At 66.1% G+C, this 25,380-nt stretch carries 18 protein-coding genes; 7 read left to right on the top strand and 11 right to left on the bottom strand.

Translation table 11 applies throughout. The features are described from left to right. Together KF910_RS07365 and KF910_RS07360 are read left to right on the top strand one after the other, a co-directional pair. Positions 1–1,026 carry a c-type cytochrome gene (locus KF910_RS07365; RefSeq protein ID WP_052004688.1) on the top strand — a complete coding sequence of 342 codons (1,026 nt, stop codon included), beginning with the start codon at positions 1–3 and terminating at the stop codon, positions 1,024–1,026. Positions 1,027–1,055: 29 nt separating this feature from the next. Continuing rightward, positions 1,056–3,125 carry a heavy metal translocating P-type ATPase gene (locus tag KF910_RS07360; RefSeq protein ID WP_292260055.1) on the top strand — a complete coding sequence of 690 codons (2,070 nt, stop codon included), beginning with the start codon at positions 1,056–1,058 and terminating at the stop codon, positions 3,123–3,125. Between the two features lie 529 nt (positions 3,126–3,654). On the opposite strand, the gene KF910_RS07355 is transcribed toward KF910_RS07360, so the two are convergent. Both KF910_RS07355 and KF910_RS07350 read right to left on the bottom strand, forming a co-directional pair. Continuing rightward, the gene (locus KF910_RS07355; RefSeq protein WP_035305698.1) at positions 3,655–4,476 is read right to left on the bottom strand and encodes a hypothetical protein; all 822 of its coding nucleotides are present in this window, start codon (positions 4,474–4,476) and stop codon (positions 3,655–3,657) included. Positions 4,477–4,724: 248 nt separating this feature from the next. Continuing rightward, a complete protein-coding gene (locus KF910_RS07350; RefSeq protein WP_035305702.1) occupies positions 4,725–6,848 on the bottom strand; it encodes an ATP-binding protein in 2,124 nt (707 codons plus the stop codon). A gap of 204 nt (positions 6,849–7,052) precedes the next feature. On the opposite strand from KF910_RS07350, the gene KF910_RS07345 reads away from it, so the two are divergent. Beyond that, on the top strand, positions 7,053–9,485 hold the full coding sequence (locus KF910_RS07345) for an NACHT domain-containing protein (protein WP_292260053.1): 2,433 nt from the start codon (positions 7,053–7,055) through the stop codon (positions 9,483–9,485). Between the two features lie 182 nt (positions 9,486–9,667). On the opposite strand, the gene KF910_RS07340 is transcribed toward KF910_RS07345, so the two are convergent. Continuing rightward, complete coding sequence (locus KF910_RS07340; RefSeq protein ID WP_052004690.1) at positions 9,668–10,510, bottom strand: hypothetical protein; 843 nt, start codon at positions 10,508–10,510, stop codon at positions 9,668–9,670. 322 nt (positions 10,511–10,832) lie between these two features. Here KF910_RS07340 and KF910_RS07335 point away from each other — a divergent pair, with 322 nt between their 5' ends. Beyond that, positions 10,833–11,435: a GntR family transcriptional regulator gene (locus KF910_RS07335; RefSeq protein WP_081836073.1), complete on the top strand. Its 603-nt coding sequence runs from the start codon at positions 10,833–10,835 to the stop codon at positions 11,433–11,435. A 5-nt stretch (positions 11,436–11,440) separates the two neighbouring features. On the opposite strand, the gene KF910_RS07330 is transcribed toward KF910_RS07335, so the two are convergent. Next, positions 11,441–12,091, bottom strand: a complete 651-nt coding sequence (locus tag KF910_RS07330; RefSeq protein ID WP_052004693.1) for a GntR family transcriptional regulator — start codon at positions 12,089–12,091, stop codon at positions 11,441–11,443. 246 nt (positions 12,092–12,337) lie between these two features. Here KF910_RS07330 and KF910_RS07325 point away from each other — a divergent pair, with 246 nt between their 5' ends. The 3 genes from KF910_RS07325 to KF910_RS07315 all read left to right on the top strand — a co-directional run bounded on the left by KF910_RS07325 (position 12,338) and on the right by KF910_RS07315 (position 15,887). Then, positions 12,338–12,826, top strand: coding sequence for a helix-turn-helix domain-containing protein (locus tag KF910_RS07325; protein WP_292260051.1), 489 nt, complete (start codon positions 12,338–12,340; stop codon positions 12,824–12,826). Between the two features lie 612 nt (positions 12,827–13,438). Then, on the top strand, positions 13,439–14,125 hold the full coding sequence (locus tag KF910_RS07320; RefSeq protein ID WP_292260048.1) for a lasso peptide biosynthesis B2 protein: 687 nt from the start codon (positions 13,439–13,441) through the stop codon (positions 14,123–14,125). Position 14,126: 1 nt separating this feature from the next. After that, complete coding sequence (locus KF910_RS07315) at positions 14,127–15,887, top strand: asparagine synthase-related protein (protein ID WP_292260045.1); 1,761 nt, start codon at positions 14,127–14,129, stop codon at positions 15,885–15,887. Here KF910_RS07315 and KF910_RS07310 read toward each other — a convergent pair. From KF910_RS07310 to KF910_RS07280, 7 genes are all read right to left on the bottom strand, one after another. Beyond that, on the bottom strand, positions 15,823–18,357 hold the full coding sequence (locus KF910_RS07310) for a prolyl oligopeptidase family serine peptidase (protein WP_292260042.1): 2,535 nt from the start codon (positions 18,355–18,357) through the stop codon (positions 15,823–15,825). The two genes, KF910_RS07315 and KF910_RS07310, sit on opposite strands and share 65 nt — an antisense overlap. Positions 18,358–18,432: 75 nt before the next feature. After that, a complete protein-coding gene (locus KF910_RS07305; RefSeq protein ID WP_292260039.1) occupies positions 18,433–21,384 on the bottom strand; it encodes a TonB-dependent receptor in 2,952 nt (983 codons plus the stop codon). 82 nt (positions 21,385–21,466) lie between these two features. Continuing rightward, positions 21,467–22,450 (bottom strand): FecR family protein, encoded by a 984-nt coding sequence (locus KF910_RS07300; protein ID WP_292260037.1) that lies wholly within the window; start codon positions 22,448–22,450, stop codon positions 21,467–21,469. A 15-nt stretch (positions 22,451–22,465) separates the two neighbouring features. Further along, complete coding sequence (locus KF910_RS07295) at positions 22,466–22,966, bottom strand: RNA polymerase sigma factor (protein WP_292260034.1); 501 nt, start codon at positions 22,964–22,966, stop codon at positions 22,466–22,468. A gap of 456 nt (positions 22,967–23,422) precedes the next feature. Next, the gene (locus tag KF910_RS07290) at positions 23,423–24,013 is read right to left on the bottom strand and encodes a hypothetical protein (protein WP_292260031.1); all 591 of its coding nucleotides are present in this window, start codon (positions 24,011–24,013) and stop codon (positions 23,423–23,425) included. Next, entirely contained in the window at positions 24,010–24,531 is a 522-nt protein-coding gene (locus tag KF910_RS07285; RefSeq protein ID WP_292260028.1) for a hypothetical protein, read from the bottom strand. Before KF910_RS07285 ends, KF910_RS07290 begins: the two co-directional genes overlap by 4 nt. Beyond that, positions 24,528–25,355 carry a DUF5677 domain-containing protein gene (locus KF910_RS07280; protein ID WP_292260025.1) on the bottom strand — a complete coding sequence of 276 codons (828 nt, stop codon included), beginning with the start codon at positions 25,353–25,355 and terminating at the stop codon, positions 24,528–24,530. The genes KF910_RS07285 and KF910_RS07280 overlap by 4 nt, the downstream gene beginning before the upstream one ends. Positions 25,356–25,380 lie beyond the last annotated feature (25 nt).

Genomic DNA, 25,380 nt, shown 5'->3' with positions numbered 1-25,380 from the left:
ATGGATGACGACGCTCCGCCTCCCGCACCGCAGGATCGGCCCGCCAAGGGCCGGTTCGCCCGTGACGTGATCTATGCCGTCGGCGGCGGCTTCGCCCTGTTCGCCATCGCCGCCTACGCCTTTGACGCGGGCTGGCTGCGGGATCGCAAGGCTGGCGAGGCCGACGGCGACAGGAACGTCCACGCAGCCCTGTTCCAGCCGCCGCCGGACAGCGCCATCCCCGACGGGCCGGAAGGCGATGCGATCCGGCGCGGCCAGGCGATCTTCATGAACACCTCGGCCAATGCCTCGGATTTTGTCGGCAACAATCTTTCGTGCTCGAACTGCCACCTCGACGGCGGTCGACGGGCCAACTCGGCGCCCATGTGGGCCGCCTGGACCGTCTATCCCAAATACCGTTCCAAGAATAAGCAGATCAACACCATGGAAGATCGGGTGAAGGGCTGTTTCACCTATTCGATGAACGCCCAGCATTCGCCGACCGGCGGCCCGCCGCCGGCCGGTCACGACGTCTACAAGGACCTGCAAATCTATATGCACTGGCTCGCCACCGGAGCCCCGACGGGCCAAGACTTGGAGGGCGCCGGCTATCCGGAGCTTGAAAAGACCGCGGCGGGTTACGACCCGGCGCGCGGGAGCCGGGTCTACGCCGCCAACTGCGCGACCTGCCATGGTGCGGACGGCCAGGGGCAGTACGACCTGAATGGACGGCCGGTCTTCCCGGCGCTCTGGGGCCCGCGGTCCTATAACTGGGGCGCCGGCATGGCGCGGGTGAACACCGCCGCCGGCTTCATCAAGGCCAATATGCCGCTCGGCCAGAGCGATCGTCTCACAGACCAGCAGGCCTGGGACGTCGCCGCCTTCATCAACAGCCACGAGCGCCCCAAGGATCCCCGCCAGACCGGGACAGTGCAGGAGACGGCCCAAAAGAACCACAGCGGCGAGGAGACGTTTTACGGGCGCACCTACCAGGGCCGTCTGATCGGGGTGGGCACGCCTGAACCGGCCGCTCGCGCCCGGCCTTGAGCGCAGACCCCCGCCAGCAGCTGTTCGCCGTGGACGGCCTCTTCTGCGGCGGGTGCGCGCGCGGTCTAGAGCGTCGGCTTGGCGAAACCGACGGCGTCCTCCTGGCCCGGGTCCACCACCTTTCCGCCTCGGCCCTGGTGCGATGGGACACACAGCGCTGCGATACCGCTCATCTTCGCGCCGTCGTCCGTCAGGCCGGCTATCGCCTGATCGAGCGCGCCGACCCTCAGGATGCGGTGGACCGGTTCGACGGTCAAATCCGCCAGTTGACGCTCAGGCTCGCCGTGTCGGTGGCCTTCGGCATGTGGGCGATGGTCGCAGCGATCGTGATCTATGTGACTCCGAGCCTCGGCGCGAACCTCGGCTGGAGGCTGGCTATCGCCAGCGGTCTGCTGGCCTCGCCGGTGCTTCTCTATGGCGGTTGGGACATCGGCCGCATGGCGATCCGATCCCTGCGTCTCCGCGCGCCCGGGCTCGACCTCCTGGTCACGCTCGGCGTTCTGGGCGCCGTGGCGGCCTCGCTCGTTCATCTGGGGGCCGGCGATCGCCACGTCTACTTCGACACGGCGGTCATGCTGATCACCCTGCTGCTGACCGGACGTCTGATCGAGACCCATATCCGCCGCAGGGCCGCCCAGGGCGTGGTGGCGATGGGCCGTTTGTTCGACGACACGGCCCTGGTCTGGCGGGAGGCGGACGGCTGGCAGGCGGCGCCCAGCGCCAGCCTCCGTCTTGGCGATCTCGTGCGGATCCCTGCCGGCGCCGTAGCGACCGTCGATGGCCTGATCTTGACCGGTAAGAGCCGCCTGAACTCGGCCGTGCTGAACGGCGAATCCGCGCCGCGCGCCATCACTCCGGGAGACCGCATCAGCGCGGGGGCCGTCAATCTCGACCGGATGATCGAAGTCTCGGTTGATCGCGAAGCCGGAGATCGCGACGTGGATCGGATGGGGGGACGGGTGGCCCTAGAACTGGCGACGCGCGGCGGTGACGAGGACCGGATCGCGCGCCTGGCCGGCACGCTGACCCAGGGCCTGATCCTGGCGGCCGTCCTGGTGACGGCAGCGACGCTGGCGGTTATGGCCGACGGGGGCGAGGCGGTGATGCGCGGCCTGGTCGTGCTCCTGGCGGCCTGCCCCTGCGCCCTGGCCCTGGCCGCGCCCCTGGCGCAGGCGCGGCTCTCGGCCAAGGCCGCCGGGCACGGTCTGCGGTTTTCCGATCCCGGCGTCGTCGATCGCATGGCCGGGCTGCGCACCGCCTTTCTGGACAAGACCGGGACCCTGACCCTGGGCCGCCTCGAGGTGGTCGCCGTCGACCCCTGCCCCGGCTGGTCTGTGGCGCAGGTGCTGGACCTGGCGGCGCGTGCGGAGACCGGCATCGCCCATCCCCTTGCGCAGGCCGTCGTCGCCGCCGCGTCGATCGGCGACGCGGTCGTCGTCGGCGGTCAACGCCTGGATCGCGGCGCCGAGACGACGCTGGCGGACGGAACCCACGTCCATGTCGGCGGCGTCGCTAGTTTGCAGGGAGAAACCCGTCTTCGGGTCACCGTGGATGGTCTCGCGGTCGGCGACCTTCTGCTCGCCGATGCGCTGGACCCCAGCGCCGCCGACGGTGTGGCGCAGCTCAAACGGCGAGGATTGCGGGTCGCCATGGCCACCGGCGACGCCGACGGGCCGGCCCTGGCGGTCGCGCAGCGGATCGGCCTGGACGCCGCTGCGGTCCACTGGGGCTGCACCCCCGCCGACAAGGCCGACAGGATCAGGAACACGAGAGGACCTGTGCTCTTCGTCGGCGACGGCGTGAACGACGCCCCCGCCCTGACCGCCGCCGCCTGCGGGGTCTCGGTGGCCCGGGCGCATCCGGCCGCCGCGGCCACGGCGGCGATCGTCATCCTCGAAGGGGGTCTTGAACAGGTCGACGTGGCGCTAAGCCTGGCCGCCGAGACACGCCGCAAAATCCGCCAGAATGTCGTCCTCGCCCTCGCCTACAACATCATCGTCCTGCCCCTGGCGGCTTTGGGCCTGCTTTCTCCCTTGGGGGCCGCAATCGCCATGACCGCGAGTTCCCTGCTGGTGCTGCTGAATGCGTTGCGAGATTGACCGACGGGGCAGTCCGGGGGCCATCCGCCCTCGGCGCCGGACGAACACCGACACCTCATGTCTTGCGTTGAGCGCCGGTTTCGACCCAGCACGGCTGTGGGATTTCGATAGAGGGCCTTTCGCGCGGGCGCTCGGACGACGGGGAACGTCCGGCGATCCTCAGATCTGGAGCCAAGAGACGCCAATGGCTCGGCAGCGATCGCGGGGAAGATGTTGAGCGGAGCACGCTTGTTTCTAGCCCGCCGCTACGAACGATCTGATGGCGATTGCCATGGAGTTCCGCTCAGCAGCCTGCGCCAAAAGTCCGTTCTGCGAATTGGGCGCCCTAAGTCTGATCCGCACGATCCCATCCGCGCATGATGACCCCCTACTCGACGTCAAGATATGCTGATCGCGCATGCCGTCATCCTCCCGCCGAGCGCAGTCAGGAGGATGTGCCCCGGCTTCTTCGGCGCAGCGGTCAGATTCGCTCCGCCGAAAAGACATATATTCATTGGGCGTCACCCGTGGTTGTCTCGATCTGCGCCGGTTAGGGCGCCGCCTGTCGAGGCGCGACCAGCTTAGGGAAGTAGGGCGGCGGCTTGCAGGGCGCGCCGGCGATCAGCGGATGCACCTTGGCGAGTTTCACACCGAGGCATTGCGTTACGAAATCGCCCGCGTCATAGGCCCCTGGCGCGCCTTCAAATGACTGGTGGTGATAGACGGCGTTTCGCGCATCCCGGATGCGGTCGAGCCAAGTCACCGCGAGTTGCTTCGGAACCATTTGCCCCTTGAAGACGAACTTGGGCGCGAAGAGCGACCAGTGGTCCTCAATCAGGAAGACGAGGTGTCCGAAGTCGCAGGCTGTCAGGAGCTCGTTCCCGGTGCGAAAGCTGGTGACCGCGACCTTCTTGTCGATCAGGGACTGCAGGATTCGCCCCATTCGGTAGGGAATCTCGCGGTTGATGTCGACGTTGCCGATGCGCGTCACCGACCGGGGATCCCACGCGCTCGACATCAGCCCTTTGAGTACAGGGTTCCACCAACCTTGGATGCCGTAGTGGGTCTCCAGCTCGACGGCGAGGCTCGCGCGCAGGGCGGTCTCGACCGTGTGGAACATCGGGAACATCTGAGCGTGCTCAGCGACCTTGCGATTGTAGATTCGGTAGATCGCGTCGCGGATATCGCCCTCAGCCGGTTCTTCCGGCAGCTTCTTTTTCGCGGTCGCCGCGATCTCCTGGATGGCGCCGCTCAAAAGCTGCGAGCTGACGACCGACAGGTCCGTTCGGAGACGGTCGATTACGGCTTGGTCGGGTCGCTGCGGCAGGGCGTCGATGAGGGCGTTCAGGGATTCTGTGATAGACTTGGTCACGCGCCGACGCCCCCGCTCCAGCCCGGCGCATTGACGAACCGGGAAACAAACCTCATATTCACGGCACTCCAGCCACGTCGTTCCGTGGGTTCGTTACCAGCCGCAAGGCTGGCGTGGAATGAGTCTAAACAGACTTCCAAGGGCCGCCGCGAGGCGGCCCTTCTACTTTGGGCCTCGATCCGAGCGGTCAGGCCGTCGCCTTCCACCTCGTGCGTCGAGACCGGATCGGTCACGGCTCCACCAAGGGTTCAAGTCTTGAGCGAGAGCTGCAGCTTGTCCTGATAGACCCTGATGCGCTTTTTCGCCCTGGCGACGACGTCGTCGTAGAAGAGGATTTCGGAATAGGTCTCGCCCAGTTGTCGCCTGGCCACCGGGTCGCGGAGCTCACCTGAGGAAAACCAGCCCGTGCCGGTCGGAAACTGGGTCCAGGTCTCGCCGAGCCGCAGCGGGTTGAGCGTGTCGCCGATCAGATAGCAGTAGAAACGGTTGAGCTTGCCGCCGGACTTGGCCGCAAGGAGATGGGCGTACTCCCGCAGGTCGCCGGTGTGATCGTCCATCGACACGCCAGGCGCCTTGAACTCGACAATGATCGCCGACCCCTCCTTGCTGAAGAGCGCGATATCGGGGCGTTTCGCGGCATGGTCATTGGAACGCTCGACCAACAGCTTGGCGAACTCGCGATCGATATCGTCCTCGAAGACGGTCTCGTCCCCCTCCCAGACGATACTGGCCAGCGGAACATCCGACGCGATGTAGTCGTAGTACTGGTAATCCTCGCTCAGCAGCCAGATGTCGTGATCGGTGACGTCGGTGCTGTCCCGCCGCATCGGGAAGAAAATGCTGTGAATGATCCGTTCGTCCTTGCGGCGGACACCATCCGCCAACGACTGCATGGCGAGGTTCTTGCCGCAGGCCAGGGCGAGAATTTCCACGATGGCGGCGCGGCGAACGACGAGCTGGGACAGGTTCGCCATGTCGAAATTCTTGAGCGACGAGGTGTACTTCCAGGCCAGCTGGTTGATCTTCGCACGGAACTCCTCGGAATCCGGTTCGGCGCGGATGATCTCCTCCTTCAAGTCGAAGATTTCCGCCGTCTCCTCGATGACCCGCTCCTGGTACTTCTTGAGCACGCGCTCGACCACGGACTGCGCCGGCTCGCCATAGACGATGCGCGTCGAGGTGTCGGCCAACATGGCTTCGCTCACACCGAACTGGTCGGTGAGCTCCTTGATCACGACCTCCTTCGTCCAATCCGCCGGAACGACCATCTCCTCGATCACGGGATCGATGGCGGCATGGATGTCGGCGTAGGAGAGGGGGTCCGAGGCGAAGAGGTCCGTGGTCGGGATCTCGGCGGGAATGTCGTCGAAGCCGTCGCGCTGTTCGTTCACCCGTTGGTCGAGGAAGTCGCTCTCCACGAGGACGATGTGGTGAAAGCCGCCGACAGGGTTGTTCTGCTCGGTCTTCGTACGGAGGTAATAGCCTGTGATGTCCTGCACCGGAGAGGATTTGGCGCAGAAGGCGATCGCATTCCTGGGCAGGCCGAACTCGGCGGCGTCCAGCTGATAATGCGAGAGCCGGAAGGTCTGATGGACCCCGGTCCCCTCGCCCGTCGACGGATTCCGCTCCTCGACCTCTACCGACCGTGTCGCGGTCACTTTCGGAAGATCGGCCCGCTTCAGCACTTCTGTGTTGGCGTCGCCGTCGCCATGGCGGGTCACAAAGGCGATGCCGAAATCCCCCAGGCGTTCATCCAGCCCGACGAGACGCTGGAGGAAGGCCATGAGCATCTGACGCTTCAGCGCTGCAGCGGAGAAGAGCGTGCTGGGGGCCGCCCCCGCGAAGCGCGGCCGCGCCGTCTCCTTGAAGGCGCCGAGCGACAGCGCCGTGCCGATAACCGTCTCAGCGCCGGGCGTTTCCGAGAAGTCCTCGAAATCGATCTGCTTGGTCGGCTCGGCATAATCCATGCGACGATGGATCGCCTCCCCGCCCCGCCTGAACGTGCTCTCGATCGATAGCGAACCGAAGTAGTGGAAATACTGAATGCGCCCCGCGCCCTTACACTTGCCGATCCCGGCGATGTGCAGGTCGTCCTTGTATGACGTGTCCTTGGTGAGGAACGCCTTCAGCTGATCGTCACCGAGCCCGCAACCGTTGTCGCGACAGCGCACCGACATCACCTCGAGCTCGCCGAACAGATCGCTCGTCCTGAACACCACGTCCACACGGACATCGAGCGCCGGCGCCGAAGGCTCGGCATCCTTCCGGATCAGGTAGGAGTCGATGGCATTCGAGATCAGTTCCTCGAACACAACATAGGGGTTCGTACTGAGCTTCGTATTCTTGATGCTGCCCCGGATATCGAGCGTCATAGTCGTGTCGGCCCGTCTTCGAGGTGTCGCCCTTCCCTCTCCAGACCAGCGCCCAGAGGGCAAGTCAAGACGACTTTCTTCGCTCCACGAGACGTCCGCGACCGCACCTGGCGCAGGCGAACGACTCTGGAACACTCGCGCAATGCGGGTATCATCGCCCCTCGTTCAAGCCGCTGGAATCACTCCGGCGGATCGGGGGAAGTCTTGACGGCGTTCGAAATCCAGAATGAGAACCGGAACCCGGGCTCCGCTCTTCGGAACGAGGCGGCGAACTACCTCAGCGGTCTCTACGGAAACGGCCGCACCGAGATCCTGATCGCTGGAAAGAAGGTCGACGGCGTTTTCGAGCGAGACGACTTCGGAAGCCGCGAGACGATCATCCTTGAGGCGAAGGACTACGCGCGCCCCCTCCATCGGGACGACCTCAAAGCAATCTGGTCGGACTATGAGACGGTTCTGGATGAAGTGCGGCCGGCCAAGCTTCTGGTCATCTCCCGTCACGGTCTGGCTCCCGGCGCACAGGCCTATCTCGATACCCGCCCGCCGATGCGGCACCGCACGATCTGGGAGCTGGAAGACGAGGTGCTGGGCCTGCGACCTCACACCCAGGCGATGGCGGCCGCCTTTGAGGAGGGCGGGCTCAGCCGGTTCTACATCGAGGCCCGAGCCGCCGAGGTCGCGTATGATGCCGACATGGCCGAATCCGAAGGCGAGGTCGTCGGTCTGATCGACGAGGTCGTGGCATGGCTGGCTACGGAAGACCCCACGCCGCTGGCGATCCTCGGCGGTTACGGGGCCGGCAAATCGAGTTTCGCCAAACGCCTCGTGACGCAGCAGGCGGCGCAGGCTCTGACGGATCCCAGCGCTCGCCGTCCGATCCTGATCAAGCTCGGCGGGCTGTCCCGCTACAGCGATCTGGAGGGCTTCCTCGGCGCGATGCTGACGAGTCAGCACAATGTCCGGGGATACAACTTCACCCGCTTCCTGGACTTCAACAGCAAGGGCCGTTTCCTGATCGTCCTCGACGGCTTCGACGAGATGAAGCACGCGATGTCCTTCTCGGAGTTCCGCGCGCAGGTCGGTCAGTTCAATCAGCTCATCACACCGGGGGCGAAGGTGGTTCTGCTGGGCCGCCCCTCCGCATTCACCACCGACGCCGAACACCACTATGTACTGAAAGGGCGCATCCCTGCGCAGGATCGCTGGCGCAAGCTGCCGGGCTGGCCCGAGTTCAGGGAGTACCGCCTCGCCGATTTCAGCGACGCGGAGCGCGATCTCTTCATCGCCGGCTTTCTGGCCTATCAGGCCGGAACCTCGGGCGATGGGGGTGCGGATGCGGAGTGGGTCGACAAGCGTCGCCAGGAGGTGTCCGAACTCGCGGCGGCGGACCCTGCGGTTTTCGGACGCCCCGTCCATCTGAAAATCCTCGCCGAAATGGCGGCGGACCGCGAACAGGATCTGACCCGACTGCGCCGAAGCCCGTCGCGCTGGTCGCTTTATGATGAGTTCTTTCAGTCGCTGGCGCGCCGTGAGGCCGAGAAGCCCGCCCGCACCCCCATCGGCGAGAAAGATCGACTTCGTTTCCTGGCCGAACTCGCCTTTTGGCTTTGGAGAGATCGGGCCGCAGCAACGAGCTTCGTCGCGGAGGTCATTCCATCGGACCTTCTCGCGGACTTGCCGGATGGAGACGCGCACGAGGTCGAACACAAGCGTCGGGAGTATCTCGCCGGGGCCTTCCTGGAGCGGAAAGCCGGCGACATCTATTATTTCCCGCACCGGTCGTTCGCCGAATTCCTCGTGGCCTCCCGGATGTTGAGCTGCCCGCCGCAGGCAGGCGACCATGTCCTCTACGGGACCCTCGCGCAGGAGGGCGTTCTGGAGTTTCTCCAGACCCCCGAAAACCAGCCCCGCCTCCGCGCCTGGGCGGAAACCTTCGTCTCGGCGCAGGGCTCGCTCCGGCCGAGTTACATCCGCCTTTTGATCGATGCTTTCGGCGGACCAACCCCGCTCATCCAGCACATTCCTTCAACCTACTGGACATTGCCGATCCGACTGATCGGCGGATCGTTGAAGATCGATCCGTCGAACCTGGCGCCTCTGCGGACCGCGATGATGCAGGCTCGCGTTCCCGAGCTGGCGCTCGCACTGCAGTTGCTCGAGCCTCACGGCGTTCTCGCCTCTGAAGACACTGTCCGTCAGGCGCTGGAGCCGATGATCGCCGGCGTCCTGATCGAACGAACCCTGGGACACGTCCGAGAGCTGCCGCAGAATGATCGGCTCTCGGTCGATGGCGAAGAGGGCGAGCGCATGCGTGCGCTTGCGACCGCGGGGGTAAAGGAAATCGCGGCCGGCCGCACAGGGCGCGTGGTGTCCATGAACTGGCTTGGACTGCTTGAAGGGGCCTGGGCGGCGAGCCAGGCGCACGGCGTCGTCCTCAAGACCCACGCCCCTCAACAAGCCTCGGGTTACCCACCCCTCGAACTGCCTCTCGATGTCGTGCTCTCGACGATCCCGGTGGCATCCCGCCCACGGATTCAAGGGTTTCTGCATAAGCTTTCCGACCTGCGGCACATCATCGTTGTCGCGCGCCGTAACCCGCGCACGATCGCAGCGGATCGGCCAATCCGGAGGCCCTGAATTCCGCTCGCGCGAAGCCCTTCCCGGCGTCGTGCGGCGCGGTTGTGCAGGCGACGCGCGATCATCGGAGAATGGCCGACCGAGGCCGTGGGTGCGTGGTGAGGTGACGTGGGCGCCGAACGTTTGCACCTGATCGACGGACCGGGACCGCCGACAGGAGCGGCGCGCCGCCCAGCCGTCACTCAAAAGGGCGAGAGCGCCAGGTCGACCCTCTCGATCAGGGCCCGAAAGAGTTCAGCCGTTTCGGTCACATAGGCTTTGGTGAAGACCGTCAGCTTCTCGTTGTTCTTGTCGCGGCCGTTTCGGTGGACGCAGTCGTGACGATGCTGAATCGCGACAAACAGCTTCTCCCTCTGTGTTTGCTCCTTGAGGAGTTCGACCTCCAGAGCGATCCGGTACAGCGTGTCGACCTTCGCGAGGTTGTGGTAGCGGATGTCGGCCAGATAGGCCCCGACCCTGTCTCGGATCAGGCCGGGATTTTCCTGGATCTCCGCCAGGGTGAACCTTTCCTTCGCCAGTTCCTTGTCGCCGGCGAGAAGCCGCCCCAGACGCTTCTCGTCGCCCAGCACTTCCTTGAGAAGCGTGTCGCCGAGGAAGGCTTCGAGAGCCGCAACGTGCTGAGAGAAGACCATCCGATTGATCAGGGCGCCGCCGTCGTCCGAGCCGTGGGCATCGAGATAGGCCTGCGCCTGCTCGAACGACTCCGCCCAGATTGAGAGCGGGTTTTCCGGGAGAGCGTAGTCGGACCAATCCTCCTCGGGAGAGTAGAAGGCGACATCCGCCGAAACCGCCGTCTCAGGATGGGCGTTGAGCCTGACCTCGCAACTGCCTGCGCTGTTCACGACATAGGCCTCAAAGACGGTTTCGCAGTGGGGGCATTCGACCTCGGTTTCGCCCTCGGAGTTCAGGTCCGACATGCTTTCGGCTGCGCTCCAGTCCGGCTCGGGCACCTCCGCGCTCGTGACCGCCAGGGCGTGGCAATCCGGGCATGTGAACTGGATCTGCGTCTCGAAACGTTGGGTCATGCGGGCGCGGTCCTCTTGAATGGGCGGGGGTCGGCATTGGGCCGACCGCGCGAACGCCAGATATCGCGGAACAGGACCGACTTCGCCCCCCAGTTGCTGTCTCTGGACAGACTATCACACGACCGGAGTAGAACGACGCCCTCCGAAGCTCCCAATACGCAAGAAGTTCGGTGATCGTCCGCAAAAAAGTTGCGGGTCACACGCAATCTATTGGCGGTCAAAATATAACCTTGCATTGCATCAAATATATCTGCACTAACTTGTGTAATCGGATCGGCCTCCCCCCGTTTCCCGGTCCGCCCATTGTTCAGTCGAGGGCGTCATGCAGACTTCCGAACCACGAGACCCCTATGGAGCGGCTCTGGGTGCTCTAAAGCGGTTCGCCGAGGCGGGCCGGTTTGTTCCGGGCGAGCCGATCGTGGTGACGGAGCTGGCGGCGGAGGTGGGATTGAGCGCCACGCCGGTCCGGGAAGCCCTGGCCTGTCTCGCGGGACAAGGGCTCATCGAGCGCAGACGCGGACGCGGCTACTTCTACCCGTCGCTGAGCCCGGCGGAGATCATCGACCTGTTCGAACTCCAGCTCGCCTATCTCCACGCCGCGCTGACCCTCTACCCCCGCGGGCTCACACCTTTGCGCAAGGCGGCCGTTGCGGTCGATCCGCTCGACGGCGTTCAGGCCCTTTTCGACGCGATCATCAACCAGTCGACCAACGCCGCGCTTGTGCTGGCCCATCAACGTGTCGTCGACCGGCTCAAGGCCGTTCTCAAGGCCGAGCGCATCCATGAAGAAACTGACGGCGCGACCGTAAGGACCATGGTGGAGGTGATCGTCGACGGGCGGATCCCGGCGCTCCTGGGTCTGCTGGAATCCTATCACGAGCGCCGCTGCTCACGCACAACGATCCTGGTGATCGAGGCCGCCTGATCCCCTCACTCCGTCCCACTTCGCGCCACCTCTTCCCGAGGCCCGACGCCGGCGAAGACCAGAGCGGCCAGTGCGCCAGCCGCTCCGATGCGCCGGTCATGGTAGCGCCCGACGGTCGCAGCGAACGCGGGCGCGGCCTCCTCATTGTAGGCGGTATAGAGCCCTATCGCCTCGTCACAGAGATCGTCAAACAGGGTCGCCTCATGGCGGCGCACCAGATCGAGCTGTCCGCTCACCTTCTGAAATCCGTCCCACAAGGCCTGATTGCCGGCGCTGCAGACGATGGTCGCGAACAGCCGGTTCACGGCCGCTATGGGACGACCGTGTTCGTAAGCGGGCGCCGGCGGACGCACGGCTCCGAGGGCGCGCAGGTTCACCTCGACGGCGATGCGGACGTAGTGGCCATGCATCGCCCAACGGTCACGGGCTGCGGTGGCGTCCAGCCGCAGGGTGACATAACCGCCGGTCGACGCACGCTCGACCAGTCCTTCTCCGCTCAGCCGAGCAAGAGCCTCTCGGATCGGCGTGGTCGACAGGCGCAGCCGCCGGGCCTCGTCCTGAACAATGACCGGCGACCCGCCGGCCAGGGCTCCCGAATGAATACGCTCACGCAAAGACGACAGCGCCTGGGTGAACGGGTCGCGATTACGCGCCATGTTCAGATTCCGATCTGCTCGGACCCCGGTCCGCCCCCTGATCGTCCACCCAAGCATCGTTCCCCAGACCGGCGAGTTCGTCTGCGAAAATCTTCTTCGGACAGGCCGCCATGCTCTGGCGCGCGCCCCGCCGATTTCTTGCGGGTTCTTCGTCTCGCTCTGGAACCATTCAAAAAAGTCGCACACGCCTGCATTGATTCGACACACCCAACACAGCACCTTCAGTGGTGAAAGGTCGAATCGCCTATGCTTTCCGATCCACCAGAAAAGTTGAGTGATGCACGGCTGATCGGTCTGGCGGCGCGGACGGTGCGGCGTGCCCGAAACATGACCGCCCAGCAGGTGGCGACCGCCATGAACCTGCCGCTTCGCACCTACGAATACTTTGAAGCCGGCGCTGGCCGGGTGAACCTCGACTACGTTCACCGGTTCGCCGTCGCGACGAACTGCGACCCGTGGTCGCTCTTGCTCGGCCCTTCGCTCGGCTCGATCGAGTTCGCGCGTCAGACGGCCGACAGCAAGCTCATGCTGATCTTCCTCATCGCCCTGGGCGAGTTCGTCCGGAAGATGGGAGACCGGCTTTTGACGCTCGATCCCCGCGCCCTGATCGAGGCCTTCACCGAGACCTTCCACAAGCTGGAAGAGGAAAACCGCGCCAAGAGCGAAGAGACAGAATCCTGGTTGGACGCAGGCCGCGACCGTCTGGCGGGCAAACCGCCGGAAGATGAGGTCTGAGCCGCAGCAGTTGAAATACACGACAGATATAGATTGCCGCTGGGGTCACCGCGGGCGCTCCATGACCTGCCGCAATCCGCGGCGACTTGCGAATGGAGGCTACCATGACCAGCACCGTTCAGATCCGACTGATCGGCTTCGGACCCGTCACCGCCCTCACCCGGGGCGCCATCGTCGGGCCGCCGCTGGAGATCGAAGAGACGCCGTTCGACGGCGTGGCCTGATCGCCCGGGACGAGCGTCGTTCGCGGCGCTCGTCTTGCCCCACATTGAGGATGACCGGTCGCCCGACAGCCGTCGCGGCGACGTTTGTGCATTCGCTCCTGTCCGATCGACAAGGCTCAAATACACGACAGATATAGATTGCGACCGCCGGCTTCGGAGCGGCTCCATAGGCTGTCGCAATCCTGCGGCCTCACAACCTGGAGGCTCTCATGACTGGCATCGCTCAGATCCGACTGATCGACCTCGGTCCCGTCACTGTTCTGACGAGGGGCGCGGTGATCGGCCCGCCCCTCGAACACGAGGAAATGCCGTACGACGGCGGGGCCTGACGGCCTCGGGGACGGACGCCTCTCGCGGCGCTCGTCCCCAGCCGCCGCGTGCGTGCCCCATGGAGAACCAGGTTTTCGCTCCCGCTGCACCTCTCGCCTCTGGGCCGGACGGCGCTGTCGCCCACCTTTCGGAGCATCTGCATTTCGCCGTCGTCGATGAGGACGTCATTGTGCTCGATGAGCGTACGGACGCCTACAGCTGCCTGCCCGGCGCCGGTGCGGTGATACAGGTCTGTGGCGACCGCATCGTCGCCCCCGAGCCCGTTCTGGAGCAACTTCGGGACGGCGGCTTTCTCGGCCCTGCGGGCGATAGCCGGGCCGTCGCGCCGCCGGCGCCGACCCGAGCCCTGCCCTTGCCGCTGTCGCCCGCGATGGATGTGGTCGCGACCACAAGGTTCTGGTGGTCCTGGTGGCGCGAGGGACGGAAATTCGAATCCCGATCCCTCGCGAAACTGCTCGCCACGCACCGCCGGCACTCCCCCTCCTCGAGCCTGTCCGAAGAGGAGGTCGCCCGTCTGACGGCTGTTTTCGTGCGCCTCCTGCCGTGGGCGCCGGGACAGGGCGCCTGCCTCTACAGGGCGCACCTCCTGCGAACCTTGATCCGTGACGCGGGCGGAGACGTGCGATGGGTGTTCGGGGTTCGCACCTGGCCGTTCTCCGCCCACTGCTGGCTGCAGATCGGCGACGCGGTGCTGGACGACGAGCCGGATCGGGTCGCCGTCTACACCCCGATCATGGTGGTCTGAGGTGGGGCATTTTCTGCATCTCGCCTGGTCGGACACCAGCAATCTCGACCTCGCAGAAAGTCTTGTGGCCGAGGCTCAGGCGCGGGGGTTCGCTCCGGTCCAGGTCATGGAGCAGGCGTGGCTCGGCACGCGAGGTCCGAGGCCCCCGGCAATGCACCATCCCGCCGGTGAGCATCTGCTCGTCCTCGGCGACCTGTTCGATGCCCTCGACGGCGACCGAACCCCTATCGCGACGCACGGCGAAGACGCCGACCGCGCCCGCGCCCTGATCCGGCGATACTGGGGACGGTACATCGCGATGTTCCGGACGCCGCGAGGCCAGGTCCGTCAGATCCTTCGCGATCCATCCGGCGCCCACGAGTGTGCGGCGTGGAGACGCGAAGGGATCCAGGTCGTCACGTCAGAACTTTCCGACTGGCTTATGAAACTGGCCGCGCCGCCCGTTCAGCTCGATTGGGACGTCGTGGGCGGTATTCTCCGCGACCCCATCAATGCGACCGCGGCCAGCCCGCTGGTCGGAATCCGGGTCGCCGAGGCGGGCGACCTGACCGACCTCAACGCCCGACGAAGCACCCCGCTCTGGCGCCCAGCCGACTTCAGCGGCTCGGTCACCTCTGATCCGCGCGAGGCCGCAGCGCGACTGCGGGAGCGGATCGACAGCTGCTTGGCCGGCTTCGCCGACGTCATCGTGCGGCCGGGGATCGAAGTGTCCGGCGGGCTTGATTCCGCAATCGTCGCCGGCGCCTTTCAGGCCGGCGGGGCAACGCCGCACCTGTGGTTCAACATGTTCGGTCCGTTCGCGGAGGGCGACGAGCGCCGGTTCGTTCGAGCCCTCGGGGATCGTCTCGGCTTCGAACCGCACTGCGTCCAGCGGGCGATCAGGCCGATGACGACCGAAGGCTTCGACGTCACCGCCCGAGGTCCCAGAACCGGGGTGAACGGCAGGGACTACTCATTCGACACGGCAGTCGCGGACGCCTGCCGGGAGGCCGGCGTCGACGCCCTCCTGACCGGGAAGGGCGGCGACGGGGTCTTCTTCCAGATGGGAGTCCCGGAAATTTTCACCGACGTCCTTCGCGAGCGCGGCCTCGGCGCCGTCTTCAGCCCCGCATTGCCACAACTGGCGCGCTGGACACGCCGATCGACCTGGTCCCTTCTGCGTACCGCCCTGAGCACGCCGCGACGTGCTCCGCTCGACCGGTCGGCGCGGATGCTGTCGATCTTCAATCCGGAGAGCATTGCGCACGATGCAGAAGCGGCTCTGCATCCGTGGCTGCGCGGACTGGAGACGATCCCGCCGGCCAAACGTCTGCAGATCGAGTCCGTGGCGGCGGGCCTGGCCTATCAAGGCCAGTGCCGCCGGACGGAGGTTGCCGACCTGATCCATCCGCTTCTCGCCCAGCCCGTCGTCGAACTGGCGCTCGGATTGTCCGTCCCCCTCCTCACCGACGACGGCCGGGCCGACCGCAGGCTGGCCCGCGCCGCCTTCGCCGACAGGCTGCCGCCCGAAATCCTGCATAGGCGATCCAAGGGCGAGATGACCGCCTACTTCGGCCGTCAGGCGGCGGCGAGCATCCCTTTTCTGCGAGACCACCTGCTGGAGGGGCGCCTCGCCGCGCGCGGCCTTATCGACCGCAGTCGCACGGAAGCCCTCCTTGACCCTGACCGTCTGCTCTGGAAAGGCAGCGTACCGGACTTCACGATGGCGGCCGTGACGGAGAGCTGGGTCCGGCGCTGGGAGGCGATCGGGGCTGGGGTCTGAGGACCGGCGGGGCTTCGCCCGAGCCGAGGGTGCGGTCGAGGAAGGCCAGGATCTCCGCGTAGAGATCCCGGATATTGTCCGGGCTCCAGAGGTGATGGCCTTCACCCCAGTAGGTGAGAAGCCGCACATCCTTGTTCTGCCGCCAGAGCGCCGAGAACATGATCTCGGACTGGGTGCTCGGCAGAAGATCGCGGTCACCGTGAACGAGGAGTACCGGCGCCGAGATCCGGTTTGCGGCGAACAGGGGGCTGTTCCGGACATAGCGGTCCGGCGCGGTCCAGGGCGGCGCGCGCATTCGCCCCTGGCTTTCCTCGGCCCAACCGATGCGCTGACGTAGGGAGAGTCCGAACTCCGGATTGTCCCGGTTGGCGGGTGAGAACTCGCCCCAGGCGGTCGCAAGATCAGACAGGCCCGCAACGGAGATGATGGCCTTGAACCGGTCCGTCTGCGTGGCGGCGACCAACCCGACATAGCCGCCGAAACTGTGTCCCCAGTGCGCGACGCGGTCCGGGTCCAGATCCGGGTACTGGGCGAGGGCGACGTCGACCACCGCCAGGACGTCCTCGGCGTAGTCCTCCGCAGGCTCCTTCTGCCGGTCGAGGGGCAAGATCGGGATCAGCACCGCATATCCGCCGGAGACGACAAGCTGGGGGTTGGCCCAGGCGTTCAGCGCGGCGGGCTCCGACGGCGCGGCCGCAGGGCCGCCTGGATAGGAGAGAACGACCAGAGGCGTCTTCTCCCCTCGCCACTGCCGGGGGCGATAGAGCCAACTGATCCGCTCTACGCCGTCCGCCCCCCGATGGCGGACCCGTTCGGGCTCGGGGAAGTCGATCTCTCCCATCCAGTCGTTGATCGTCGACATCGTCCGGTCAGGCCGACCCGGCTGCTGAAGGCGCAAGGTCTGGACCCCGTTGTTCACGGTGCGCACGATGACGCCGTCGGCGCCGGCGTAGACGCCGGAGACGATGGCGTCGCCCGTCGCTGTCACGTCAGGATCGAGGTCCGGGCGGACGATCGCCCCACTGGACAGGCGTACCGCCATCCAGCCCCGCCGGGGTGGAGAGTTCCGCTGGCGTCGCTGCGACTCCAGATAGCCCGCGCCGTCGAAGCCGGTGACGACGCCGGGTGGAGCGACCATCGGCACGGCTTCGCCGGAGACGGTCACGGCCCAGGGGCGGCCTCCCGCGACCAGCAACAGCCGCTCCCCATCGATGGCCCCGATATCGACGGACGGCGGACCGAGCGCCGCCGTCAGGTTGACGGCGCCCTCGCGTCCGAGCCGGTGCCAGTCGTTACGTTCGCCCGTCGGGGCGTGGGCGAAGAGGACAGGCCGGTCGCCCAGCCAGTCCGCATAGACGCTGTTGAATGCAGCCACCCCGCCGCCGGTGTAGGGCCTGAGGCCGTCGAGATCGTAGCGCTGCGCGGCTTCACCGTCCGGGTCGACGCCGAGAAGGTCACCGGCCTCCCATCCTTCGGCGCCGCGCGCCCACACCAGCAGGCGGTCCGAGGCCGGTGACCAGGTCAGCAGGCTCGGCGCGACATCGGCCTCGCCCAGCGGCGAGGTCACGGCGCCCGTCCGCAGGTCGGCGACCCGAAGCCTTCGCTCTCGATCGATGGCCTGCGGCTCGAACGCTGTTGTCGGATCGAATGTCGCCGCTGTGGTGGTCTCGACCAGCGCCAGGTGATCTCCGTCCGGGGAGAGCTCGAGGTCGTAGAACCAGCCCGCGGCAAGCGGGGTGGCGATGCCGGAACGAACATCGAGTCTGATCGCCTCGTTCTGGGGAGGCCGGGGCATGTCCTCGGCGAAGGCGCCGCTGCCGAGGGTGGTTCGTTGCGCCGGTCCACCGAGGTCCGTGGCACGCCAGCGCGCCTCAAGCGCCCGTCGGCCTCGCCCGCCGCTGGCCAGCCATTGCGGCAACGATCCGTCGGGTCTCACCAGCAGCACGAGCTCATCGTCGGAACGCCACTGCGCCGCCTCCCCGAAGACAGAGAGCTCGGGCGACAGGGGAAACCAGCGGACCGTGCGATCCGCCATCTCGATGACCCCGGCTTGCCATCGGTGATCTCTGAGGCGGAAGATCAGGAGTCTGCGCCCAGACGGCGACCAGGGTCCAAGGACGTGGCCCTCCCTCTCCTCGGGCCGCAGCAGGTTCTCAGCGGGCCGGTCCGAGGCGAGATCCACCACTCTCAGGCGGCTCACCGTCCACGGATTGCGAAGTCCGAACTCGAACGACGTCGCCTGGTCGTAAGGCGCGCGTTGTTCGAACACCGCCCACCGCCCCGTCGGATCGATGGTGGCGTTGCCGAAGGACTCCGCCGCGAGCATGTCGTCCGTTCGGTATGGACGACCGTGTATCACGAGCGAGCGGGACCCGGTGGCGGCGTCAGCGCCCGTCAGAGCGTTTTGCGGGACCTGCGCGGCGGCGCCCCAACCCGCGCCCGACATCAGGGCGAAGGCCGAGGCGGCCACGAGGACGCGCGAGCGCGCACGGCGTCCCGCGGACGCCCTCTGGCGTCCGCTCGAAGCGGCTTGTGACATGGCGTCCTACCAGCGCTTGATGAGCTGGAATGCCGCGACCCGGCCAAGCGGACCCGCCTGCCCCGGGTCGAAGCCGAAGCCCTGAGGGGAGTCGTAGAACGGCGGATTCGCGTCGAAGACGTTCTGGATCGTCAGGGCGACCTCGACGCCCTCGGCCAATCCGGTCCCGCCCCCCGCCCAGCGCAGCTGAAGATCGGCGGTCGTGAAGGCGTCGATGGTCCGCCCCGCCGCGTCGCGGTAATCGGAGGCATGGTTGACGCCGATCCGCGTCGACCAGTCCCCGCGCGTCCAGGTCGCTGCGGCCTGGGCGCGGAGATCGACGGGGAAGCCGACCAGCCCGAGAACGTCCTCGCGAACGGCCACCGGGGTCACCCGACGGCTGTAATCGAGGAGGTAGGAGGCTGACAGGGAGAGGCCGAAGCTGTTGTCGCCGACGTCGAAATCGTAGCTGCCCGCCAGATCGATGCCTTCGACGTTCAGTTCGCCGGTGTTGGCCCATCGGCCGTCGAGGATCACCGAGTAGGACGAGGCCGGATAGAGGGTCGGCGAGACGAAACGCGGGTCGGCGAGGAAGGCCTGGACGCGGGCCAGATCGGCCGCATTCCCCGGCGTGAGACGGGTGACGAAGGGCGACAGGCTCGGATCGACGAGGATGCTGGTGATGTTCTCCAGCGCCGGTCGACCGATCTTGTTCTCGAAGCGGATGTCGAAATAGCCCGCGCTGAAGCGCATGCCGGGCCGGGGCGCCCATTCCACTCCGAAGGTGAGGCTTTCGGCCGTTTCCGGTTCGAGGTCGGTGTTGCCGCCGGACTGCAGGATCGCCACGCGGCTGACCCCGGAGTCCGACACCGTCAGGGGACCGAGCTGGACCCGATCGAACACTTCGGTGAGGGCGGGGGCGCGAAAGGACGTCCCCCAGCTGGCGCGAACCGTAAACGGGTCCGAGGGCTGCCAAATCAGGCCGACCTTGGGATTGGAGGTCGTGCCGACGTCGTCATAGTCCTCCGCACGCCCGGCCAGGGTGAGCTCCAGACGCTTGATCCCGGGCAGCGCATTGCCTTCGCCCACCAGCGGCGCTCGCACTTCCATGAAGACGGCGCCGATGTCGCGGACCTGGGGGTCGCCGATGGTGATGACCGGCGCTAGGCCCGAAGCGAAGTTCTGGCTGCGACGGTTGAACTCCTCGCGCCGGAACGAAGCGCCGACCGCAATCCGGAGCTCGCCGCCCGGCAGGCTCAGGAGCGAGCCGTCCAGCATCAGATTGGCGGAGCTGATACGGCTGCGGTAGCGGGACCAGGTGTAGCCCTGCGAGATGAAATCCAGAACCGCGTCGCCGTTGGCCCCGCCCGACCCGAAGGGATTGAAGTATCCGTCCCGGAGGGCGCTGTAAGAGGTCGCCGGATTGTCGACGGCGTTGCCCAGCGCTTCGGCGAGGAAGGTGCTGTTGAGCTGGTTGTTCGTCCCGCCTTCGCTGAGCTCCTCGGCGAAGGCGCCGTAGGCTTCCAGCGTCCAGTCCCTCGGAAGCGCGATCTCGATCCCGGCGGTCCCGCCGAGGCTGCGCGACATTCCGTAACTCTCGGTCGGACCGAGGTCGCCGATGAAGTTGTAGGCGATCAGATGGGAAGCCGAACCGGTCGGAGAGACGAAGAAGGGGTTGCTGCGTCCGACCGTCAGAATGCTCACGGGCGCGAGGTTGGCGTACTCGAACGTCCGCCGGCTGAAGCGGGCGTCGGCGGACACTTCGATGTGCGAACCGAATTCTTGGCGGACGCTCGCATAGGCGCTGTGGCGCTCCTGGAGCGGGAGGATGTCGACGTCGGCCCGACGATTGCCGAGGTTGGCGCCGCCCGCCTCGAAGTCCGACGGCGTGCGCGCCGTGCCGTCGGGACCGGGCCGGATCGCATAGGTGCTGCGATAGGCGCCGCGAGACGCGTCGAATACGACGATGCTGCCGGGCGGCCCGTAGAAGCTGCGGCGATCCGTGCCGCCCCAGGGCCTTAGATCGCCCGTGGCGGTGTAGTCGCGGTCCGCCGAGTTCAGCGCCGACTGGTGCTGATATTCGTAGGACAGGAGCGCCGAGCCGGTCTCCCACCGCGTGCCGAAAAGATGGGACGCCAGAAGGTCTTCGCCGCCGCCTTCGGCCGCGGACGCTCGCAATCGCGTTTCCTGGCCCTCGTAGCTCCGTCGAAGGATGACGTTCACCACCCCGGCCACGGCGTCCGATCCGTACAGAGCGGAGGCACCGTCGAGCAGCACGTCGACGCGCTCCACCGCGCCGCCGGGAATGGCCGAGACATCGGCGAACTCCCCCTTCATCCCGGTCCCTGCAAGACGTCGTCCGTTGACCAGAACGAGGGTCGCGTCCGCCCCGAGGCCTCGCAGGTTCACACCCATGGCCGTCGAGGTGTTGCTCCCGAGCGAGTCCGCGCCCAGCAGCAGACTGTTGGGTGTCGCGTTCCCCGAATAGGACTGGGGCAGCCGGACGAGGGCGTCGGCGACCGTGGCGTCTCCGCGCCGGTCTAGGTCTGCCCGTGAGATCACGGTCACGGGCGACGGCGACTCTCCCGGGCCGCGCAGAAGAGACCCCGTGACGATGATGTCGTCGATCTGCGTCGCGTCTGCCATCGCTGCCTGCTGGCTGCCGGCACGACGCAGGACGATCACCCCAGGCCGACTGCGAGACCAGACGACACCGCTCCCCGCGAGCAGGCGATCGAGCGCCGCGTCCGGCTCATGGCGGCCGCTCAGGCCAGGCGTGCGAAGGCCCGCGACGAGGTCGGCGGTGTAGAGCATCTGCACATCCGCCTGCCTGGCATAGGCGATCAGCGCCGCGTCCAACGAACCGCCGGAAATGTTGAACTCGCGGGCCGTCTGGGCCTGTGCGTCAGTGGCGAAGGCCACGGCGGCGATAGGCACGAGCGCGACGCCGGCGAGCAGGCTTCGGGTGCAGATAGTCATGTGGTCAGTCCCCTCCGACGCAAGGGCGCGTCGAACAGGAGACGATGGGGCGTCACCTGATCTGAGTGGGGACCCGAAATTTTTATCCGCCGACGGATCGCGCGGTGAGGCGAACGCCGCCGTCGGCCTGCGGCTGGGCGCTCAGATCGAAGAGATCCGAGACGGCCGCCACGAAGGCGTCACGGTCGCCCGTGGCGAAGGTTCCGTTGACCGCGACCTCTGATGCGGGGCCGGCGGCCAGAACGATCTTGTCCGGCAGGTAGCGATTGACCTCGGCGACGGCTTCGCGAAGCGGCGTGCCCTTGAAAACGAGGTGACCCTGGGTCCAACTCGTCTCGAGGATCGCGTCGACTGCGACCGGCGCAGGATCACGGCCTGCGGTTTGTACCTGCTGTCCCGCCGCCAGCCGCCAGTTGCGGGTCTCGGCCTGGACATCGGTGACCGCGACCGATCCCTCGACGAGGGTCACACGCGCGCCCGTGGTTTCGCGCCGGACATCGAAGACGGTGCCGAGGGCCGTCACCTCCGTCGCGCCGGCTTCCACGCGGAAAGGCCGCGCGGCGTCATGCGCCACGGTGAACAGCGCTTGGCCCTGTTCCAGCACGATACGACGTTCGCCCGAGGCGAAGCGGACCCGTATCCGTGTGTCCGTATCCAGCCTGACCTGTGTTCCGTCGTCGAGCGCGACGACCCGCTGACCACCGATCTCTGTCTCGTAAAGGCCTCGCGAGGGCAACCAGAGGACCAGCGCCAGAGCCACGGCAGCCACGGGGACGAGGACCGCAACGGCCGGGAAGAAGCGTCGCGGCCAGGCGCGTTTCGTCCCCGACCGCGAGGTCCGCAGCGTGGCTTGTGTCAGGTTCTGGATATCGCCATCCGATGAGAGGGATCCCGTGCTTCGCCAAAGTCGCTCGACCCTGCGATAGGCCTCTGCGTTGCCAGCAGTCTCGCGCCAAATCTTGAAGGCATGGAGCGTGTCTGCGGACACGGGGCGTTCCCCGAGCCGGACATGCCACTCGGCCGCTTCACGGTCCGCAACGCCCGTCGCGCTCTGCGGGTCGCTCATGGCGTTCCCCATCGGCTACAGCCGCAACTGGGCTGCGCAGTACTCGAGCGCCTTGATCATCCGCCATTGGACCGTGGTCACGGGGATGTTCAGCCGCTCGCCTATCTCTTGATACTCCAGATGCGCGAAACGGCTCAAGACGAACACGTCGCGCAGGCGGGGCGGCATCGTCAGAATGATCTGCTTGAGAAGGACCATGTCGATCTGCGACGCGGGATCCACCAGCGGATTCGGATCCAGCTTGTCGCTGGAGGCCAGGGGGGCAGGCCCTTGCCGCCTGGCCCGGTCGATGACCAGGTTGTCGACGATCTTCAGAAGCAACGCCTTCGGGTGTTCGATCAGGCCCTTGCGACTGTATGGTGCGGCCCTGATCCAGGCCTCCTGCACCAGGTCTTCGGTCTCGTCGCCGAAGCGCCGCCTCAGCCGCGCCGTAAGCCAACCGGAATAGGTGCGATAGAGATCGTGAAGGCCGTGATCGGCCTCCTTGTCTCCCACACCTCCAGTTCGATCCGACACGGGCTCGCCTCCAGATGATGAGGCGAGCCCGGCCGAAGCACCGGGTGTTGAGACCATGCTTGAGGCATGCGCCGACGCCTTTAGCCCGAAGGCCTGGACATACGCGCCAGCCACACCGCTGCCGCGGAGCGAAGATGTAGAATGATCGTCTCAAGCGAGGTTCTCACGCCTCGGCGCCGCCCGAAGACGACGCACTCAAAGCTTGAATCATGGCGACGGGGTTTGCAAGCGGCGGTGCGTGAGACGGGCCCGTGATCACCAAATCCCCGCTGTCGGGACACAAGCAGTGCGGCTAGGAGCCCCGATCCGCAGCCCTCAGTCCCCATGGCGTCGATTGCATTGGGCAGCTCATATCCTAAAGCCTAGCGCCGGACGCCGATCACCGCAGGAGGAGAGAAACTGTGGCGCCGACCGGCAGATTCTGGCGCCCGGCCGGGGCATCCAGAACTGCGGTCTTCAGGCGGTGAAAGGTCGCGTCGATGCGATCTTCCTGATCGTCCCGGTCACCTCCTTTGCCGCTCGCTTGGCCTCGCCCCGCCCCATTCCCCTTCGGCGCAGCATGAGAGCGGTATGGGCGAGGAACAGCCTGTCCCAGGTCGCCTTGAAACCGGTGTCCGCCACCTCGACGATGATCTTCGGCCGCTGCGGATCATCCTTGAGACGATCCCCCGGCCTACCCGGTTGCACGTAGAGACCGCGGTTCTGGAGGATCTGCTCAACGATGACCCCATGGTTCTTGTTTAGATCGAACTCCACCATCACCACCGCTTCTACTGGTCGAAGAAGGGTCAGAATGAGGGTCACCGTCTCCTCACGGTGCGGGAGCCTGCCCCACTGGACCCGGACGTCGCCCGGCGGCCCATGGTCGTGAGCTGCGATCACCGCGTCGATATCGGGGCGCTCTGTGGTGTCGAGGATAACCAGGGGAAACATCCGACCATCGCCGACCCCCACGGTGGCTATCGATCCGTCAGCGACGATCGGCGCAATCAGCTTTTCATGACTATGGTTCAAGGCGATCATCGCTTTGCGGAACGCTCCCATCATCGGAGGCTCCAGCTTAGCACTTGGGTTTCGAGCGTCGTCTTCTCCTGGTGCGTATCAGTCGCGACCAACTCGTACCCTTCGATGGTCGAACCCTTCAGAAGGTCGGCGGCGACCGCAAAACGCACCCAACCTTCGACGGTGTGATGGGCGTCAATGCGCAACGGCATCTGGAGCACCGGGATGCTCTCGTCGGCATTGGGGACCGCCGGTGCCAACAAGGTCAACGGAATCTCGCGGCGGTGCCGGATGCACAGTTCGAGCGCCGCGACGCTGTTGGCTGTGTCGGTTGGGTTGGCGATCTGGAGATGGATGACGAACGTTCGCTTCCCTTCGATGTCGGCAACCTTGGAGTTGATGAGGCGAAGATCCAGCCGGGGCGCGCGACGGGCTTCCTGCCGCTCCGCCAGTCGCTGAGCGCGGTGCGCCGTGATCCAGCTCAGCATCGCGACGACAAAGGCGGCGAGGGAGACGAGACCGGTCGCGATGGCGATCACGTCAGACGAGGTAAGACCCTTCATCCGATCGTCTCGCGCTTGCGTGCGATGCGCACTTCGGCAGCCGCATCCTGTGAAGCCCTGAAAGGTCCGTAGTCAGCGGAGATCTCGCCAAGGCGCGTGTTGCTCTCCTCATCGCCGACGATCTGCGTGAAGGCGACGCCCAGGGCGATCCCGATCATCAGGATGCGATCGAGTGTGTCGGCGATCCGCTGGGGATCCTCGGGACCGACCAGATAGCCGTTCCAGCTCTGACCGTCGTCAGCCATCCTCATGTGCCGCTGCAGGGACTTGCCGGAGGGGTGAACCGCATCGTCCGACATCACGCGGTAGAGGAGGTACAGATGCTTCAGCGGACCGAGCTCCGAAAGCTTCGAGATGTTCAGGCTCGACACGGATCCGATGTTGTCCACGACCTCCTGAAGCATCGCGGCGTCCGCGGACATGCCGCTGCGGAGGATCGTTTTCGCCTGCCCCTTCTTGGCGGCGGCGGCATCCTCGATCATGACCGCGCGCGCCTTGTCCGGATTGTCGTGAAGCGCGGCCATCAGCAGGGTGTTCTCCAGCAGTCCGCGCGCCAGCGTACGAGCCTCAACATCCATTCCGCGCTCCGCCATTAGCACCGCGCCCTGCAACAGGGCGCAGGACCGATGCAGGAGAAGCAGGGCCATAGGTTCGCGATCGAACGGCATGCCCCGCACGCTTTCGCAGGCCGTAGTGGCGGCTTTCTGAAGGCAGGTGTTGAGGGCTTCGACGAGTTCGAACGGGAGGGCGTTGCTGTTGCGCCGGGCTTGGATGCGGTCCGAGATCGCCGTCGAGAGAAAACCTGTTTCGTTGAAAGTCGTCATGCTGCGGATAACACGGTCGTCCCGC

This window comes from Brevundimonas sp., from assembly GCF_019636155.1.
Classification (GTDB): Bacteria; Pseudomonadota; Alphaproteobacteria; order Caulobacterales; family Caulobacteraceae; genus Brevundimonas.
Note: the sequence above shows the minus strand (reverse complement) of the source record. Positions and strands in the feature narration are given on the sequence as shown.